Origin of the sequence: Psychrobacter sp. Sarcosine-3u-12, assembly GCF_002836005.1 — a bacterium.
In the GTDB taxonomy this organism is placed as follows: Bacteria; Pseudomonadota; Gammaproteobacteria; order Pseudomonadales; family Moraxellaceae; genus Psychrobacter; species Psychrobacter okhotskensis.
The window spans coordinates 79947-95477 of the sequence record NZ_PJBY01000102.1 but is presented as its reverse complement, the minus strand read 5'-3'; the positions used below and the strand labels follow the sequence as shown (position 1 = coordinate 95477).

The 15531-nt window shown below is 42.5% G+C and carries 12 protein-coding genes; 6 read left to right on the top strand and 6 right to left on the bottom strand.

From position 1 onward, the window contains the following. Positions 1–32: 32 nt before the first annotated feature. The gene (locus tag CXF65_RS09675) at positions 33–731 is read left to right on the top strand and encodes a LysE family translocator (protein WP_101211893.1); all 699 of its coding nucleotides are present in this window, start codon (positions 33–35) and stop codon (positions 729–731) included. Positions 732–796: 65 nt separating this feature from the next. After that, positions 797–1834, top strand: coding sequence for a 23S rRNA (adenine(1618)-N(6))-methyltransferase RlmF (rlmF, locus tag CXF65_RS09670; protein ID WP_101211925.1), 1038 nt, complete (start codon positions 797–799; stop codon positions 1832–1834). A gap of 351 nt (positions 1835–2185) precedes the next feature. Here the strand turns inward: rlmF and CXF65_RS09665 are convergent, their stop codons facing one another. The 6 genes from CXF65_RS09665 to dnaA form a co-directional block, all read right to left on the bottom strand. Next, on the bottom strand, positions 2186–2815 hold the full coding sequence (locus CXF65_RS09665) for a manganese efflux pump MntP family protein (protein WP_025651999.1): 630 nt from the start codon (positions 2813–2815) through the stop codon (positions 2186–2188). Between the two features lie 62 nt (positions 2816–2877). Continuing rightward, entirely contained in the window at positions 2878–4359 is a 1482-nt protein-coding gene (locus CXF65_RS09660) for a DUF6880 family protein (protein WP_101211892.1), read from the bottom strand. A gap of 126 nt (positions 4360–4485) precedes the next feature. After that, a complete protein-coding gene (gyrB, locus tag CXF65_RS09655; protein WP_227523247.1) occupies positions 4486–7065 on the bottom strand; it encodes a DNA topoisomerase (ATP-hydrolyzing) subunit B in 2580 nt (859 codons plus the stop codon). A 564-nt stretch (positions 7066–7629) separates the two neighbouring features. Then, positions 7630–8844, bottom strand: coding sequence for a DNA replication/repair protein RecF (gene recF, locus CXF65_RS09650; protein WP_101211890.1), 1215 nt, complete (start codon positions 8842–8844; stop codon positions 7630–7632). Positions 8845–9038: 194 nt separating this feature from the next. Next, a complete protein-coding gene (gene dnaN, locus CXF65_RS09645) occupies positions 9039–10214 on the bottom strand; it encodes a DNA polymerase III subunit beta (RefSeq protein ID WP_101211889.1) in 1176 nt (391 codons plus the stop codon). Positions 10215–10419: 205 nt separating this feature from the next. Further along, the gene (gene dnaA / locus CXF65_RS09640) at positions 10420–11865 is read right to left on the bottom strand and encodes a chromosomal replication initiator protein DnaA (RefSeq protein ID WP_025651994.1); all 1446 of its coding nucleotides are present in this window, start codon (positions 11863–11865) and stop codon (positions 10420–10422) included. Positions 11866–12476: 611 nt separating this feature from the next. Here dnaA and rpmH point away from each other — a divergent pair. The 4 genes from rpmH (at position 12477) to yidC (ending at position 15455) form a co-directional block, all read left to right on the top strand. Next, on the top strand, positions 12477–12611 hold the full coding sequence (gene rpmH, locus CXF65_RS09635; protein ID WP_007394757.1) for a 50S ribosomal protein L34: 135 nt from the start codon (positions 12477–12479) through the stop codon (positions 12609–12611). A 185-nt stretch (positions 12612–12796) separates the two neighbouring features. Further along, a complete protein-coding gene (rnpA, locus tag CXF65_RS09630) occupies positions 12797–13168 on the top strand; it encodes a ribonuclease P protein component (protein WP_101211888.1) in 372 nt (123 codons plus the stop codon). 1 nt (position 13169) lies between these two features. Beyond that, on the top strand, positions 13170–13544 hold the full coding sequence (gene yidD / locus CXF65_RS09625; protein WP_101211887.1) for a membrane protein insertion efficiency factor YidD: 375 nt from the start codon (positions 13170–13172) through the stop codon (positions 13542–13544). Between the two features lie 219 nt (positions 13545–13763). Next, positions 13764–15455, top strand: coding sequence for a membrane protein insertase YidC (gene yidC / locus CXF65_RS09620; RefSeq protein ID WP_101211886.1), 1692 nt, complete (start codon positions 13764–13766; stop codon positions 15453–15455). Positions 15456–15531 lie beyond the last annotated feature (76 nt).

Genomic DNA, 15531 nt, shown 5'->3' with positions numbered 1-15531 from the left:
TATTCAACCTAAGACATGACTCAGAGCTTTTTATGGAATTTTGGCACGGTTTTTTGCTGATCACCAGAGTTCATCTACTCGCTGCTGCCTCTCCAGGGCCTGATTTTGTCTTGGTATCACAGCAGACATTGGCAAAAGGTCGGCGCACAGGTTTGATTTGTAGCCTTGGTATTACCTTGGGTCTTGCTGTACACATTATCTATTCGGTGCTGGGACTGGCAACAGTGATCGCCCATTCACAGCCGCTATTGACCGCTATTAAATGGTTGGGTGGTAGCTATCTGATTTATCTCGGATGGCAAGGTATTCAAGCCAAACCGAAAAAACCATTAGATTTAGCAGCTTCAGAAAATGTAGGCATTGATACTTCAAACACTAAGTCTACCGAGCAAACACCGCTGCTTCCTACCAAAAAACCTTCTATGAATAGCGACTCAACTTTCGCCATTCTACGTCGTGGCTTTTTTTGTAATGTATTTAACCCAAAAGCGCCCGTCTATTTTGTCGCTATATTTACCTTGGTATTGTCACCTAATATACCACTTTGGCAGCTTTCCATTTATGGCGTATGGATGATGGTCTTACAGATGGCATGGTTTAGCACCGTAGTGATGTTACTCTCCATTCCTGCGATACATCGTCGCTTTCAACGCTTTGAGCATTGGATTGACCGCGTCTTAGGTACCGCGATGATCGTATTGGGATTAAACCTGATTTTACGTAGCCGATAAGACATTCGTTAGCCGCGAAATCTGCTAAAATGGTTGATTATATTCAAACATCAAAGCCCGATACTATGACCAGTAAGCCTATGAACCGTCGCCCGACCGCTAACAATCACAGAAACAGATCACCTGAGACTGCCAAAAAATTAGGCCAGCTGCATCCACGCAATCCGCACCAAGGCCGCTATGACTTTGCGGTATTGACCCGCGCTTTGCCTGAGCTTGCCAAGCATACGATTACCAATCCTAATGGCGAGCCAACGATTAACTTCTCTGATCATCAAGCGGTAAGAGTGCTTAATCAGGCGCTATTGGCCCATTATTATGGCGTTAAATTTTGGGACATTCCTGAAGGTTATTTGTGTCCACCGATTCCGGGGCGTGCCGATTATATTCATTACATCGCTGACTTATTGGCGCAAACCACGCACATGAATGACGATAATACACCGCCGATGGGTAAAGAAATCCATGCCTTAGATATTGGTACTGGTGCCAGTGCTATTTACCCTATTATCGGCAGCCAAAGCTACGGTTGGCGCTTTACCGCGAGCGATATCGACCCTATTTCGGTCAATACCGCGGCATTGATTTGTGAAGCCAATCCAAAGCTAAAAGGCGCAGTGAAAGTAAAACTACAACCCAATCCGAAGAAGTTTTTTGCAGGTATCATCGGTCGTCAAGATTACTTCGATGTGGTCGTGTGCAACCCGCCATTCCATGCGTCACTAGAAGAAGCGATGGAATCCAATACCCGCAAGCAGCATAATTTGCAACGCCATCGTGGCAAGAATGAAAACGAGCAAGTAAGCCGACATTCAACGAAATCTGGCAATGCGGCACAAAACCTAAACTTCGGCGGTCAGCATAAAGAGCTATGGAGTGAAGGTGGCGAGATTACCTTTTTGACTAAGATGATAAAAGAGAGCCAAGATTTCGCTGAGCATGTTGGCTGGTTTACTAGCTTAGTCTCGAAGTCTGAAAACGTAAAACCTTTACAGCTATTGCTAAAGCAGCTTGATGTCACACAGATGCGCATTATTGAGATGAGCCAAGGACAGAAAAACACCCGTATATTGGCATGGCGTTTTAACACTGATGAAGAATAGTAGTTACTGTTTTTAATTCTTAAAGTTTCACGTGAAACAAAAAAGCACCGCTCTGGAACCCAGAGCGGTGCTTTTTATTGAGAAAATAAGTCAAAATGGAATATAGTTAAATACCTTAAAACGCGACGGTATTGCTGATTTATCGATATTACTTTTCACTCATTATAGGGCGTGTTGAACATTCAATCGTGGCACTGACAGAGACTATTTTTTAGGCTGATGCTAAAATTGCCCCATACTGTGTTGCAATTCGAGCTAAGGTATCAACATAATCTTCGACTTGCGCCGTGTCTGGAACAATTTTAGCGATCATCAGTGTTCATTTATGAATGTTCAACACGCCCTAGTTATCTAGCCAAAAAACATGATTTTTATACCAATTAAAATAAGCACCAAACCACCTAATGCTTCGGCTTTATCCTCTAACCATGTACCAGAGCGCCAGCCTAGATAAACACCGAATAGCCCAAATATAGCCGTTACTACAGCGATAATTAAACATGCTAACCATGCATTCAATGCCAATAAATTAAGGGTAAACCCTGCCGCCATCGCATCAATACTGGTGGCAATGGCGAGCGTAAACATAGTGCGATGATTGATACTGCCGTTTCCACTGCCTATGGCGGCAACGGTATCACCAGTCGTATCAATAGCACCAGCCTTTAGGTGAAGCGCACTGTCTACCGCATCCTCCCCATCACCAGTAAACACCTCATAAAGCATCTTGCCACCGAGACCGATCAGTATAATGCCACCGATCCAAGGTGCAGCAGCAGCCAACCAGCCTAAAAGTGCTGCGCCTAACAAATATCCAATCAATGGCATCACGCCCTGCGCAATACCAAAATATAACGCCGCATAAACAGCTAAACGTAACAAATACTGCTTGCTTTGTTTTTGCGACTTAGCACCCAGCCCAATCGCGACAGCAAATGCATCCATGGCTAAAGCGATAGCCAGCAACACAACTTCAATCATTTTGGTGTCCACTTATTATAATGATTTATCTAGCGAAGTTTCACGTGAAACATCACATCGATTTAATCGTTTACCTTTTCCCAAAAACTACGCTTTTTGCCATGCTTATCTTTAAGCGTAATAACATATTTTTTATGGGTTGCAAGTTCGCTGTAAGGCTTAGACGATTGACTAATAACCGTATCAAGCTTTGTTAGACGGTTGAAGTAGCGAGCCGCGTGACCATAGGCTTTGCTGCGAGAGCTGTCTAGAATATCATTAAGTAAAGTGCGATAAATAATAACTTGAAGTAAATCAGTCTCAGCTGGCAACTCCTTTAACATGCCGGTTAGCGCTGTATAATGTACATCAGCAAACTGGCAATAACGGGCAACTGCGACCTGATTGGCAAGCTCAACCTCTCCTATTTCTAGCAGTAGTGATGTTGCCATAAATACATTTTCTTGTTGCTCTGCCAGCTCATAAGCTCTTTTTCGCCACTGAGCTTGCTGAGCAGGACTGGCCTCAGCCATGATAGCTTTTAGCCTTAAAGGGCTTGGTTGCAGCTCAAATACCTCGCCTAGCACTTCCATGAGCGCATCGGTATTTTTTTGCATGTGATATATGTGACTTAGCCAATCCAAGCGTCTGGTCTTATCTAACAGACCATCGCTTTGCCACTCTTCATTTAAGTAGTGTAGTGCCTTATCAAAAGCTCTTTGATTTAGCAAAAATGTTAGCAACTCTTCTAATCTTCGAGGATGAACTGGTCTAGTCTCTTGCATCTCAAAAAAGATCGTTTCAAAAAATTCCACATCACCTAGCGCCCTTGATAGATTTTTTATGGCGATCTCAATTACCATTTTTTCATAGTTAATCGAAAAAGCATCATCGCTTAAAGGGCTGTTTTGCCTTTCATTGAGCGCATCTTCATTTGCCTTTTTTGTTTGGATATTCTCACGCTCTTGTTGATAATCAGCGATCAATCCACGTATCTCAGGCTCAGATAACAGCTCATTAATATCTTCTAACAAACTATCTTTAGTACCATAATCATTATCGTCAGCCAGCAATTTTACTTTCTTTATCCAAGCATGGCTGAGTATATCGCGCTCATCAACAGGTATGTCTCGCTTTTCTTGCTCATAGCATGTGCTAGCCACTGTCAGCCAAGATGCGGTCAAACTCCTATAAATATCACCAATATAACCGTTGGAATCATCAGCACGCCCTAAGCTAGTATTAGTAGATTCTATAAATAACTCAAGTAACGTCAAGCATTCTTGTGGTTGCTCAGGGTAAAGGCTCATTATGTCACTGGCTAAGTGCTGAAGCTCAGTAGCAAATTCGCTAGACTCCCAATAATCTACAAACTTCCTTCGTCTTCTAAGTCCTTTTAGTGTAGTGGTTAACTTTTTTATAAGTTTAGGCTTATCTGATTGTAATAGCAGACGCTCAATTTTTTTATCGAGCATTTTATCTACACCATACACATCAGAGACAAAATCAATTAAAGACGTTTTTGATAGTTGTGACAAATACTTCTTTTGTTCTGCGTTTAGCATAGTGTTACCCTCACTATTTTACTGGTAATGTTTCATATGAAAAAAGCCACCTTGCGAGCAAGATGACTTTATACCAATAAATACTTATATTCAAACTTCAAGGTCTATAATCTCAAAACTTAAAAGCTAAATATCCAAATTAGACACTGTTAACGCATTTTCTTCGATAAAGATACGACGTGGCTCAACGTGATCACCCATTAGGCAGGTAAACATATGATCCGCCGCGATAGCATCTTCGATCGTGACGCGTAGCATGCGACGGTTTTCAGGATCCATAGTGGTATCCCAAAGCTGATCAGCGTTCATCTCCCCTAGCCCTTTATAGCGCTGGATTGCCAAACCACGACGCGCATCCAGCATCATCTGTTGCCAGAGATAATCAAAGTCACGCACTGGGATATCTTTGGTCGTACCTGCTGTTGCCTCACGACGGATAAAGGCATCTTCCTCAAGTAAGGTGTTCCATTCAGCCGATAATCGTAGCAACTTAGTATATTCACCTGAGTTGATAAAGCTTGCATCTAGCAGATAATGGTGGGCTAATTGATGCACATAAACAGTGATACGTGGCAACCATTGTGCCTTGGCTGATAACGCCTCACTATCAGACACTGTGCCATCTGCAATTTCTACCGCAGGCCTCATACCCAATAAGTCTGCAGCGGCAGCATCCATATTCTTTGGTTGCGGCGCATGAATATTGGCCAATTCAATCTCAGGGCTCAGATCACTACCAAAGTGCTCAAGCTGAGTTTGCATGGCTTCTTGCCACGCTTGCATAGCAGACTTATCGTAAGTCATATCAGTGCTAAGCTTTGGCGTATGCGTTAAAGCATCCAAAATTACCGCTGGAAAACGAATTTGCAAACGGGCTTTGATCAGCTGCGTTTGGTTATAATCATTCAATAGCGTCTCTAATGCTTGCCCAGTAATGGCAGGCGCATCAGCACTAATATGCAGCTTGGTATTGTCAATTGTTGATGACAATAGATAAGCTTTTAAGGCTTCATCGTCCTTTAGATACAGCTCTTGACGACCTTTTTTCACTTTGTATAGCGGTGGCTGAGCGATATAAATATAGCCACGCTCGATCAGCTCTGGCGTTTGACGGAAGAAGAAGGTCAACAGCAAGGTACGAATGTGTGACCCATCAACGTCGGCATCGGTCATGATGATGATTTTGTGATAGCGTACTTTATCAGGATTATATTCATCAGGACCGATACCACAGCCAAGCGCAGTAATTAAGTTACCTACTTCCGCAGACGACAACATTTTGTCAAAACGCGCACGCTCAACGTTTAGGATTTTACCTTTTAGTGGCAAAATCGCTTGGGTCTTACGGCTACGACCCTGCTTGGCTGAACCACCCGCAGAGTCACCCTCCACGATATACAGCTCTGAAAGCGCTGGATCTTTTTCTTGGCAATCCGCCAACTTACCAGGCAAACCGGCGATATCCAAAGTGGTCTTACGACGTGTCATTTCACGTGCTTTGCGAGCGGCATCACGTGCTCGTGCTGCATCGATGATTTTATTCGCAATGGCTTTACTAGCCGTTGGATTCTCTAACAAAAAGTCGTTGAACTTATCATGCATGGCTGATTCAACAGCAGACTTTACTTCGCTTGAGACCAGCTTGTCTTTGGTTTGACTAGAGAATTTTGGATCAGGCACTTTAACCGAGACAATCGCCGTCAAACCTTCACGCGCATCATCGCCCGTCGCCGTCACTTTCTCTTTTTTGAATAAGTTTTCACGATCCATATAACTGTTTAGACAGCGGGTCAATGCCGAACGAAAGCCTGATAAATGCGTACCACCATCGCGCTGCGGGATGTTGTTGGTAAAGCACAATACTTTTTCGTTATAAGTGTCCGTCCATTGTAGGGCCACTTCGACACTGATGCCATCGTCTTGCTCACTATCAAAATGGAAGACTTCGTTGACGCCATCTTTGCCCGCATTAATATAGCTGACAAACTCTGACAATCCGCCTTTATGCTCAAACTCATGACGCTTATCGATACGCTCATCGGTCAAGACGATGCGTACACCTGAGTTCAAAAACGACAGCTCACGTAAACGCTTGGCTAAAATATCATATTCGAAGATAGTGCCAGTAAAGACATCGTTACTAGGATAAAAGCGGATTTGGGTGCCCGTTTTATCCGTTGCTTCCATTTGCTGAATGTCAGCATCAGGCACACCATCGGTATACGTCTGATGGTAGTGATAGCCTTCACGCCAGATATTCATTTCAAGCTTTTTGGACAAGGCGTTAACGACCGAGACGCCGACACCATGTAGACCGCCTGAGACTTTATAGCTGTTATCATCGAACTTACCACCTGCGTGCAGCACGGTCATGATAACCTGTGCCGCTGACACCCCCTCTTCTGGATGGATATCAACAGGGACGCCGCGACCATTGTCCATGACACTGACCGATTCGTCTTCGTGAATGACGATATCGATCTGATCACAATGACCGGCCAATGCTTCATCGATAGAGTTGTCCACCACCTCAAAGACCATATGATGCAAGCCGGTGCCGTCATCGGTATCACCGATATACATCCCAGGACGCACGCGCACGGCTTCTAAACCGCGTAAAACACGGATATCTTTGGAGCTGTAATCAGAGGGTAATCCTTGAACGGCGGCAGGGACAATCGTGTCAACGACAGTATCCGACACCATAGCATCTGAAACTGTCGTATCGGCCGTCAATTGCTCGTAATCGGTAGGTAATGAATCACTCATGTGCATTCCTTAATCTAGCCATTATCAGCCCATCACGGGCGCACCATTACGGTGACGCCTCACGATGTTATCTTAGACTTAACGTTTTATGGTCAAAGCCTGTCATGCGTATCATTAGCTAAACAGTGTTAGCTACAACTTTGTGGCATGTCATTACAGACATAAAATTAGCGCTCGGTATTTTTAATACTAGCTTCTGTTCTTTTAAACATTATTAAAGCCAAGTAAAATAAATAAAACACATATTTATCAGCCACTTAGAATTTTATAGATAATAAAAAAACTCTATATCACGCCATAAGATAACTTACTGAGAATAGGACAAAAATAAAGCCCTATTTTAGCATTTTTTTGCTTCTAAGTCACTGTTTACTGGCAGTTTTATCGTTATCTATCAGGTATTTTAAGTCGGTAAGAATTACCGAAAAATAAGAGGGTAAATTATGGATGAAATGCAAAGTTGACGAGGAGGAATTAAAACAAAAATATCAATATTTATGCTTAGTTGTCAGGAGAAATTTGACCTTGTTTCACATGAAACATGTTAGGTTTTGACCATAATGTATTGACTAGCGGTACGATATCATCGGTCAAACTGGTCATAAATACTTGACAAGGTAGCTGCGCTAGCGTTGACAATAAAATCTCAATCGCCCTATCATCAAGCTCTGCAGTGATATCGTCTAACAATACCACGGGCGTCACTCGCGATTTAAAATCATTGTTAGAGATATCCGCATCTTTTTCAGTATTAAGTAGCAGCGGCAACTGTGATAAGCGCAATGCGGTAATCAATAGCTTCTTTTCACCGCGCGATAACACATTAGCGGCCTGCTCTCTTAAAACGGGCAATTTCGTGTGTATATCGCCTTCTACTGTCGTGTTTTTAGTTTCCTGCCCTTCATGTATGGCTAGCGGCTCGCTAGAGCGCCAATGGACATGAATATCGGCACGGTGGTTACCGATGCGGGTATAGCCCAGCTGCAAATCCTGTTCTAAGCGCTCATTAAGCTGTACATCGAGCGCAACACTGGTGTCGTAACCGGCACTATAGCTCAAGCTCAATTGCTCGGCATAAGCAGGCAATAACTGAGCAATGCTTTGAGCAAAATAAGGCTGCCATTCGCTAAATATTCGTTCGCGATAGTGATGGATAAGTGCCGCATGACTACTCAGACCTCTGTCCCATGCTCTAAGCTCAGTAAGTTGAACTTGGGTCAAGTGGCGTGATTTTTTTAGCAAACTATTGCGCTGTTTTAATAGCCGTTGATAAGCTACCCATTGTGGATGAAAGCCTTGTTTCATGTGAAACACCAACCAATCCAACAGCTGCCGACGACTGGCACTGCCCTGCTCTAACATATCCATAGTAGAGGGATCTATTAATAGTGTGGGGAGCTGTTCGGTTAAGATGCTTTGATTGTAAACGGTGCTTTGATTAAGACGTAGTATCGTCGTCGCATCAGCTTGCTTTTGAATCGCTAAAGTGCTGCTATCACTAAGTCTAGCATGTACGGTTGCGCTATTTTGATGGTGCTGAATATAGCGTTTAGGCTGGTGATGACGAAAACTCTTACCTCGTGATAGCAAGAATATCGCTTCCAATAGCGAGGTCTTACCACTACCATTCGCGCCGATAATGACGTTGCAAGCAGTGGCAGGTAGATTGACTTGACTGAGGTTACGTAGGTGTGAAATTTGTAGACGTTCAATCATAATATCGACAGCCGCCTATTTTTACCATCCGATTATTAGCAGGCAAAAGTTTAATTAATTATAGATTTTGCGAGGTTGCAGAGGTTAGTTTTAAATATGAAAACGGGCTTAAAAACAATACTACAAAGACAGCGACCTCGTCTCACTGGACAAGTGCTACCGTCTAACTGCACCGTTTTCTACAAAAAAAAGCACTATATACGCATTGGCATGATGACATATTGATGGAATTCATCGTTTAGCTGATTTACTAGTACTGAGGCGTTAGATTGGCTCATATGCATTTGCAGATCCCCTTGGATGACACTTAGCACATCTTGCAAATAGGCAGCATTAAAGGACAGCTCCATCGGCTCACCTTGATACTTAGCTTGTATCATCTCAACCGCTTCGTCTTGCTCAGCGTTATTAGCGCGTACTTCCACCATACCATCGCTGGCGAAATTAAAGACGACGCCACGTGATTTTTCGTTACTTAAAATCGCGACACGGCGTAGCACATCTGTCATTTTTTCTTGATTAAATAAGGCCAATTTATCGGTATTGCTTGGCATGACGCGACGATAGTCAGGAAACTTACCGTCGATTAAACGTGCGGTAAAGGTCACCATTAGATTATCACTCACCTGCCCTGCACTATCCACTTCACCGAACGGCAAGCTTACTTGCAAAAACTCGCGACCAAAGCTTAGCGTCACTGCGTTATCTTGATCACCCAACATCTTACCAAGCTCAGAAGCCAAACGCTCAAGCTCAATCACCGCTTTGCGCGGCAAGATGGCTTGCATATTTAAGTCGCTACTGACATCAATGACACTACGTGCCAATGCCAGTCTGTGGCCGTCAGTTGCAACAGTGGTTAGCTGCTGTTGTGAAACATCAAACAGCATACCAGTTAAATAATAGCGCACATCTTGAATGGCCATGGCGAACTGGGTTTTATGAATCAAATCCGTCAAACGGCTACGGCTAATGGTCAACGGCGTGATATTTTCGGGATTGCCCAAGCTTGGATAATCTTCACTAGGCAATGTACCCAAGGTAAAGCGGCTCTTACCACTCGTCAGCAAACAACGCTCGTTTTCTTGGGTGGCAAGCGTAACTTGTGCTTGTGCGGGTAAGGATTTGCAGATATCTCTAAGTTTTGTCGCAGGTAAAGTGGTTGTTCCTGCTTCAACACAAGCACCAGCAGGCAATTTCAACGTCGATGTCAGCTCTACCTCTAAGTCAGAGGCTGTCAAAATAAGCACTGACTCAGACAACTGTAGCTTGATATTACCCAAGATAACCATATTGTGGCGTTTGTCAGCGGCCTTGGCGATCAAGTTAATAGCTTTTAGTAACGACTCTCGATTAATCGATAATTGCATGCTTGGTTACTCTTATTTGAATGATTATTTTTATATAAATGTAAAATAATGGCTTAATAATACCCTGTCTACTGACGATAATCCACAAGGTATCTGTCGGTTGGTACTCGCAATATTATAAACCATATCAACCGACTAAAATACAGTGTAACCACGGCCTAAAAATAGCGTAGCTACAGCCTAAAATTAATCGTAACATATAGCTTTAACCTGCTTGTAACATCAGAGCAAGTGTCTTGTAATCTTTATCAAACGCTGGGTCGGCGGCGCGTAGCTCATTAACTTTATCACAAGCATGCATCACCGTCGTATGATCCCGTCCGCCAAAAGACTGTCCAATCTCCGGAAAGCTATCGCTGGTCAATTCACGTGATAATGCCATGGCTATTTGCCGTGGTCTAGCAATACTACGCGTACGCTTGCGTCCCATCATGTCTTTGATAGTCACATCGTAGTATTCAGCGACCACTTTGCGGATATTATCCATATTGACGGCTTGCACCCGCATCGCGACGATGTCTTTTAGCGCGTATTGCACCATTTCAAGAGTAATCTGTGCACCCGTCAAGTTAGCATTGGCAAATACTTGATTTAGAGCACCTTCTAAACGACGGACATTTGACACCACGTTTTGAGCGATAAATAAAGCGCATTCCTTAGGGAGCGTCATGCCGTGTGATGCTGCTTTTTTCTGTAAGATTTGTACTCGTGTATCAATCTCAGGCGGATCAACAGCCACCGTCAAACCCCAAGAAAAACGCGATCTAAAACGTTCATCAAATTCCGTCATCTGCGATGGATGACGATCTGATGCCAAAATCAGTTGCTTGTCACCACTGGTAAAATCCGCAAATAACGTTAAAAACTCATTACTACTCTTGGTCTTTCCTGCTAGTACATGAATATCATCTACAATTAATAAATCTACTTTTTTTATTTTCTTTTTAAAATCTTCTATTTTATTATTTCTTAATGAATAAACCAATTGATTAATAAATTTTTCAGAAGTGAAATAATAAAAACTTTGATTGTTTTTTAAATAGCGGTGCGCTACCGAATGCATTAAATGAGTTTTTCCCAATCCTGAAGGACCATATATAAATAAAGGATTGTGACGATTCTTTGATTGACGCTTACCAAGCTCATAACAAGCCTTGTACGCAAGGTTGTTAGACTTACCAGTGACAAAGGTCTCAAAGGTAAAATCAGGATTTAGATAGCTTAATGATTTGGCATCAGCAGATTCTGCTAGGGTAGCATGACGCATGTTGGCATCGATATCTGCGCGCGCATTATTCTGATGTATGGATTCAAATTTGTGCTCGTCAGGGGGAGGGGAGGGGTTATCTTCTACAAATAGCGAACCTGACTGCGACTGATTATTGTCGTTCGACTCACGACCTGCATTATCGACCCGCACGATCACTTCCTCGATACTACCTTGACTGTGCTTGGCCACCAGCTGCTGAATATCTTGCAAATGGTTTTTTTTGATATACGTTACAAAGTAATCGTTCGGTGCAAGAATAATGAGCGTCTGCGCTTCCTGATGGGCTGATAAGGGTCTTAACCACATCGTAAATACGTTATCTTTGACGTTATAACGCAAATCGTTTAGGCACTTATCCCAAATAGTTGCTGTGTCTATCATGAAAAATAATAACCCCATAATCTGAAATAATAAATTGCCCTAAACGGCATAACTGCTCAACCAACATCCATATTGCCTATGAATATCACCTCAAAAACGCTCTTAGAGAATATGCAAAATCACATATCAAGTAGGGTGTTAATCTAACACAATACCCTGTGGATAACATCCTGTTTTTTGTGGATAAGGCTGTGGATAGTTTTGTGGATAAGTTAACAACACGAGTTATCCATATTCCACCCACAGGTTATCCACAGGGTTACCCATAGTCTAGTATTTTGATAATAAAGGGTAATTTTGACTTAACCACAGATAATAGGCCTCCCAATAACAACAATACTTATATATATTAATAGTTAATTATTATAGAGTTCAAAGATTTCTGTGGATAACTTTCAAAAGTTTAAATTAACAAAGAAGGACTTCTAGGGAATTAAACTGGATTCACTAGCCACAGATTGATGATGCAAGAGTAATCAGAAAAACGGCTTTAGAGACAATGTACTCTACTCATCTAAACATCGATTAAATTAGTTCATTGACCAAGATACTATGCGGTGGTATAATCCTCCGTTATTACGAATTTAGTCCATTATTTTGATAGGTGAGTTATGAAACGTACATTCCAACCAAGCGTGATCAAGCGTAAACGTACTCACGGTTTCCGTGCTCGTATGGCAACTAAAAAAGGCCGTCAGGTCTTAGCTCGTCGCCGCGCTAAAGGACGTCATCGTCTTACTGTATAATTAGTAGATGACGATGAGCATGGCTAATAGTGCTTGTTGTGTTTCTATTATTTATAGATTGCGATAGTCAATCATCACAACTGACACGTAGCCATATATTAAAAGCGCCCACATCGGCGCTTTTTTTGTCTCTATATTTTATGATTCTTCTGATATTGTCACCCGCTCTGATACTAGGTTGTACTATGTCCAATACTGCTCCAGCTACCTTGACCGCCCGCTTCACTAAACAGCAACGCCTGCTGACGCCTGCAGCTTTCCGTGAGGTGTTTGATGCCCCAGAGCGCAAGCTGCACCAGAGCCATTTGATGGCTTTTATACGTACCAATGCTCACGAGCAGCCGCGAGTCGGTATGGCTATTACCAAGCGTAAAGTACCTACTGCGGTGGCGCGAAATTTAATCAAGCGTCAAATACGTGAGCAGTTCCGCGTAAAATCTGCAAAACTAGAAAACAAGGATATTGTTTTCATTGTTAAAAAATCTATTAAAGATTTAGATAATAAAGAATTAATAAATGAGATAAATAATATATTTAAAAAAATAGAAAAAAAATAAAATGAATTTCATTATTTTAAAAATAAATAAATATTTATTTTTTTTGATTTATTATTTTATTTTTTTTTATCAAAAGATAATAAGTCCAATTATCCCTGCCCGTTGTCGCTATTATCCAACTTGTTCTAATTATGGTAAACAAGCGGTAGCGTGTCATGGTGTCTGGTCAGGCAGTTGGCTTTTGTTAAAACGTATTAGCCGCTGTCATCCGTTAGGCGGCCACGGCATCGATTTTGTACCGCTGCCCTTATCCTCTTATTTCTATCAATATTTATCCCCTATCGAGCTAGCGATTGTTAAAGCTCAAGGTTTATATGTTGGTAAAGACACTACAAGCTATGTTTCTCGCCTAAACCATATGATGAGACAGCCGTAAAACGTGTTAGTAACTGGATAACTTGTGGATATCTATTGAGTTACCCACAAGTTATCCACACTGTTGGTATCATTTAGGGTGGATTTTTAGTAAAATGATGCACATTTTATGTAAATGACTGCTAGTACGTTGTCACAGCGCTAATAGATAACGGCGATCCGTGGTCATGACACATGCCCTAATTTTTCATTCCCTAATTTTTTAATCTAGGAAAGGTTTATGCAAAAGATATTTCGGGTGATGATCATCATTGCGATGCTAATCACCGCTTATCTGCTGATTTTGGCATGGCGAGATGACTATGCCGATGCACCAGCTGTAGACACGGCACCAGAAGCTGCAACGTCAGTGGGTGCTGATATTCCCTCTACGACTGGCGCAGCAGGTGATATTCCGGTACAGACGGTGGATAACGTGACAGCCGATAACGGCATTGTGACGGCTACCCCTGCGAAAGATGCTGGGCTGATCACAGTCACCACTGATCGCTATGATATAAAAATCAATCCAGAAGGCGGTGATATCGTTTATGCTGCGCTTAAGCAGTATAACGCGACGCTCGATAGCGAGACGCCTTTTGTACTGTTAGAAAATAATAGTAATCGCGTCTATGTGGCTCAGTCTGGCCTGATTGGTCAAGATGGTATTGACACCGCAGAAGGTCGTGCCAATTACAGTCATACTGCTAATAATTACGTCATGGGAAAAGGGCAGCAAACGTTATCTGTACCGCTTACTTATAAAAAAGACGGCGTGACGATTACTAAGACCTTTACCTTTACGCAAGACAAATATCCGATTGATATCAGTTATCAAATTCAAAATGCCTCTGCCGCTGCTTGGCAAGGGCAGATGTTTGCTCAGTTAAAACGTGATGATAGTAAAGATCCTGGCATGTCTGACAAAGGCGCGCTAAGCATGGCGACGTATTTGGGCGGCGCTTGGGGCACCCCTGATGATCCTTACAATAAGCTGAAATTTGGTAACTTTAGTGATGGTGAGTTGACTACGACCAGTGATAAAGGTTGGGTTGGCATCGTGCAGCATTATTTTGTCTCTGCATGGACGCCTGAAAACTTCACGGGTAAGTTCTTCAGTCGTGAAACGGCTGATGAGTACTTTATCGGCTTTAACAGTCAGCCAGTCAATGTTGCACCAAACAAGCAAGTGACGTTAAATGCAACGCTATATGCTGGGCCAAAGGTACAGTCTGAGCTCAAAGATGTGGCAGTTGGTTTGAACAAAACTGTCGATTATGGCTTGCTATGGCCAATATCAAAAATCTTGTTTGCTATCTTGGAAGGCATTCATAAAGTCATTGGTAACTGGGGTTGGTCAATTATTCTACTGACTGTCTTGGTTAAAATTGCGCTGATGTGGTTCTCAAACAAGAGCTACTACTCAATGGCGAAGATGCGTGCCATTGCACCAAGACTCAAAGTGCTCAAAGAAGAGCACGGCGATGATCGTATGAAAATGTCGCAAGAGATGATGGCGATTTATAAAGAAGAGAAAGTCAATCCGATGGCGGGTTGTTTGCCTATCTTAATGCAAATGCCGATTTTCTTAGCGTTATATTGGGTACTGGTTGAAAGTGTTGAGTTGCGTCATGCACCGTGGATCTTATGGATTCAGGATTTATCAGCGATGGATCCATGGTTTATATTACCATTGCTCATGGGTGCGTCGATGTTTATACAGCAGCAGCTAAACCCGCAGCCCGCTGATCCGATGCAAGCCAAGGTAATGAAGTTTTTACCGATTATTTTTACCGCTTTCATGCTGTTCTTCCCAGCAGGTCTGGTTCTATACTGGACGGTGAACAACTTGTTTAGTATGACTCAGCAATATATTGTGAATAAAAAAGTCGACGAAGAGCAAAAGCGTCGTACCGTCAAGGTGCTTGATTAAGCAACAAGCAGTCTGCTTTATAATGAATAAAACCATCGCACAAGCGGTGGTTTTTTTATACGTCAAACCTAATGTT

Bases quoted from the DNA above. Each gene is read 5' to 3' on its own strand.
- dnaA (WP_025651994.1), bottom strand. From the start codon at position 11,865: ATGATAGACACAGCAACTATTTGGGATAAGTGCCTAAACGATTTGCGT.
- CXF65_RS09665 (WP_025651999.1), bottom strand. From the start codon at position 2,815: ATGATTGAAGTTGTGTTGCTGGCTATCGCTTTAGCCATGGATGCATTT.
- rnpA (WP_101211888.1), top strand. From the start codon at position 12,797: ATGTCCAATACTGCTCCAGCTACCTTGACCGCCCGCTTCACTAAACAG.
- dnaN (WP_101211889.1), bottom strand. From the start codon at position 10,214: ATGCAATTATCGATTAATCGAGAGTCGTTACTAAAAGCTATTAACTTG.
- rpmH (WP_007394757.1), top strand. From the start codon at position 12,477: ATGAAACGTACATTCCAACCAAGCGTGATCAAGCGTAAACGTACTCAC.
- gyrB (WP_227523247.1), bottom strand. From the start codon at position 7,065: ATGGTGTCGGATACTGTCGTTGACACGATTGTCCCTGCCGCCGTTCAA.
- yidD (WP_101211887.1), top strand. From the start codon at position 13,170: ATGAATTTCATTATTTTAAAAATAAATAAATATTTATTTTTTTTGATT.
- rlmF (WP_101211925.1), top strand. From the start codon at position 797: ATGACCAGTAAGCCTATGAACCGTCGCCCGACCGCTAACAATCACAGA.
- CXF65_RS09660 (WP_101211892.1), bottom strand. From the start codon at position 4,359: ATGCTAAACGCAGAACAAAAGAAGTATTTGTCACAACTATCAAAAACG.
- yidC (WP_101211886.1), top strand. From the start codon at position 13,764: ATGCAAAAGATATTTCGGGTGATGATCATCATTGCGATGCTAATCACC.
- recF (WP_101211890.1), bottom strand. From the start codon at position 8,844: ATGATTGAACGTCTACAAATTTCACACCTACGTAACCTCAGTCAAGTC.
- CXF65_RS09675 (WP_101211893.1), top strand. From the start codon at position 33: ATGGAATTTTGGCACGGTTTTTTGCTGATCACCAGAGTTCATCTACTC.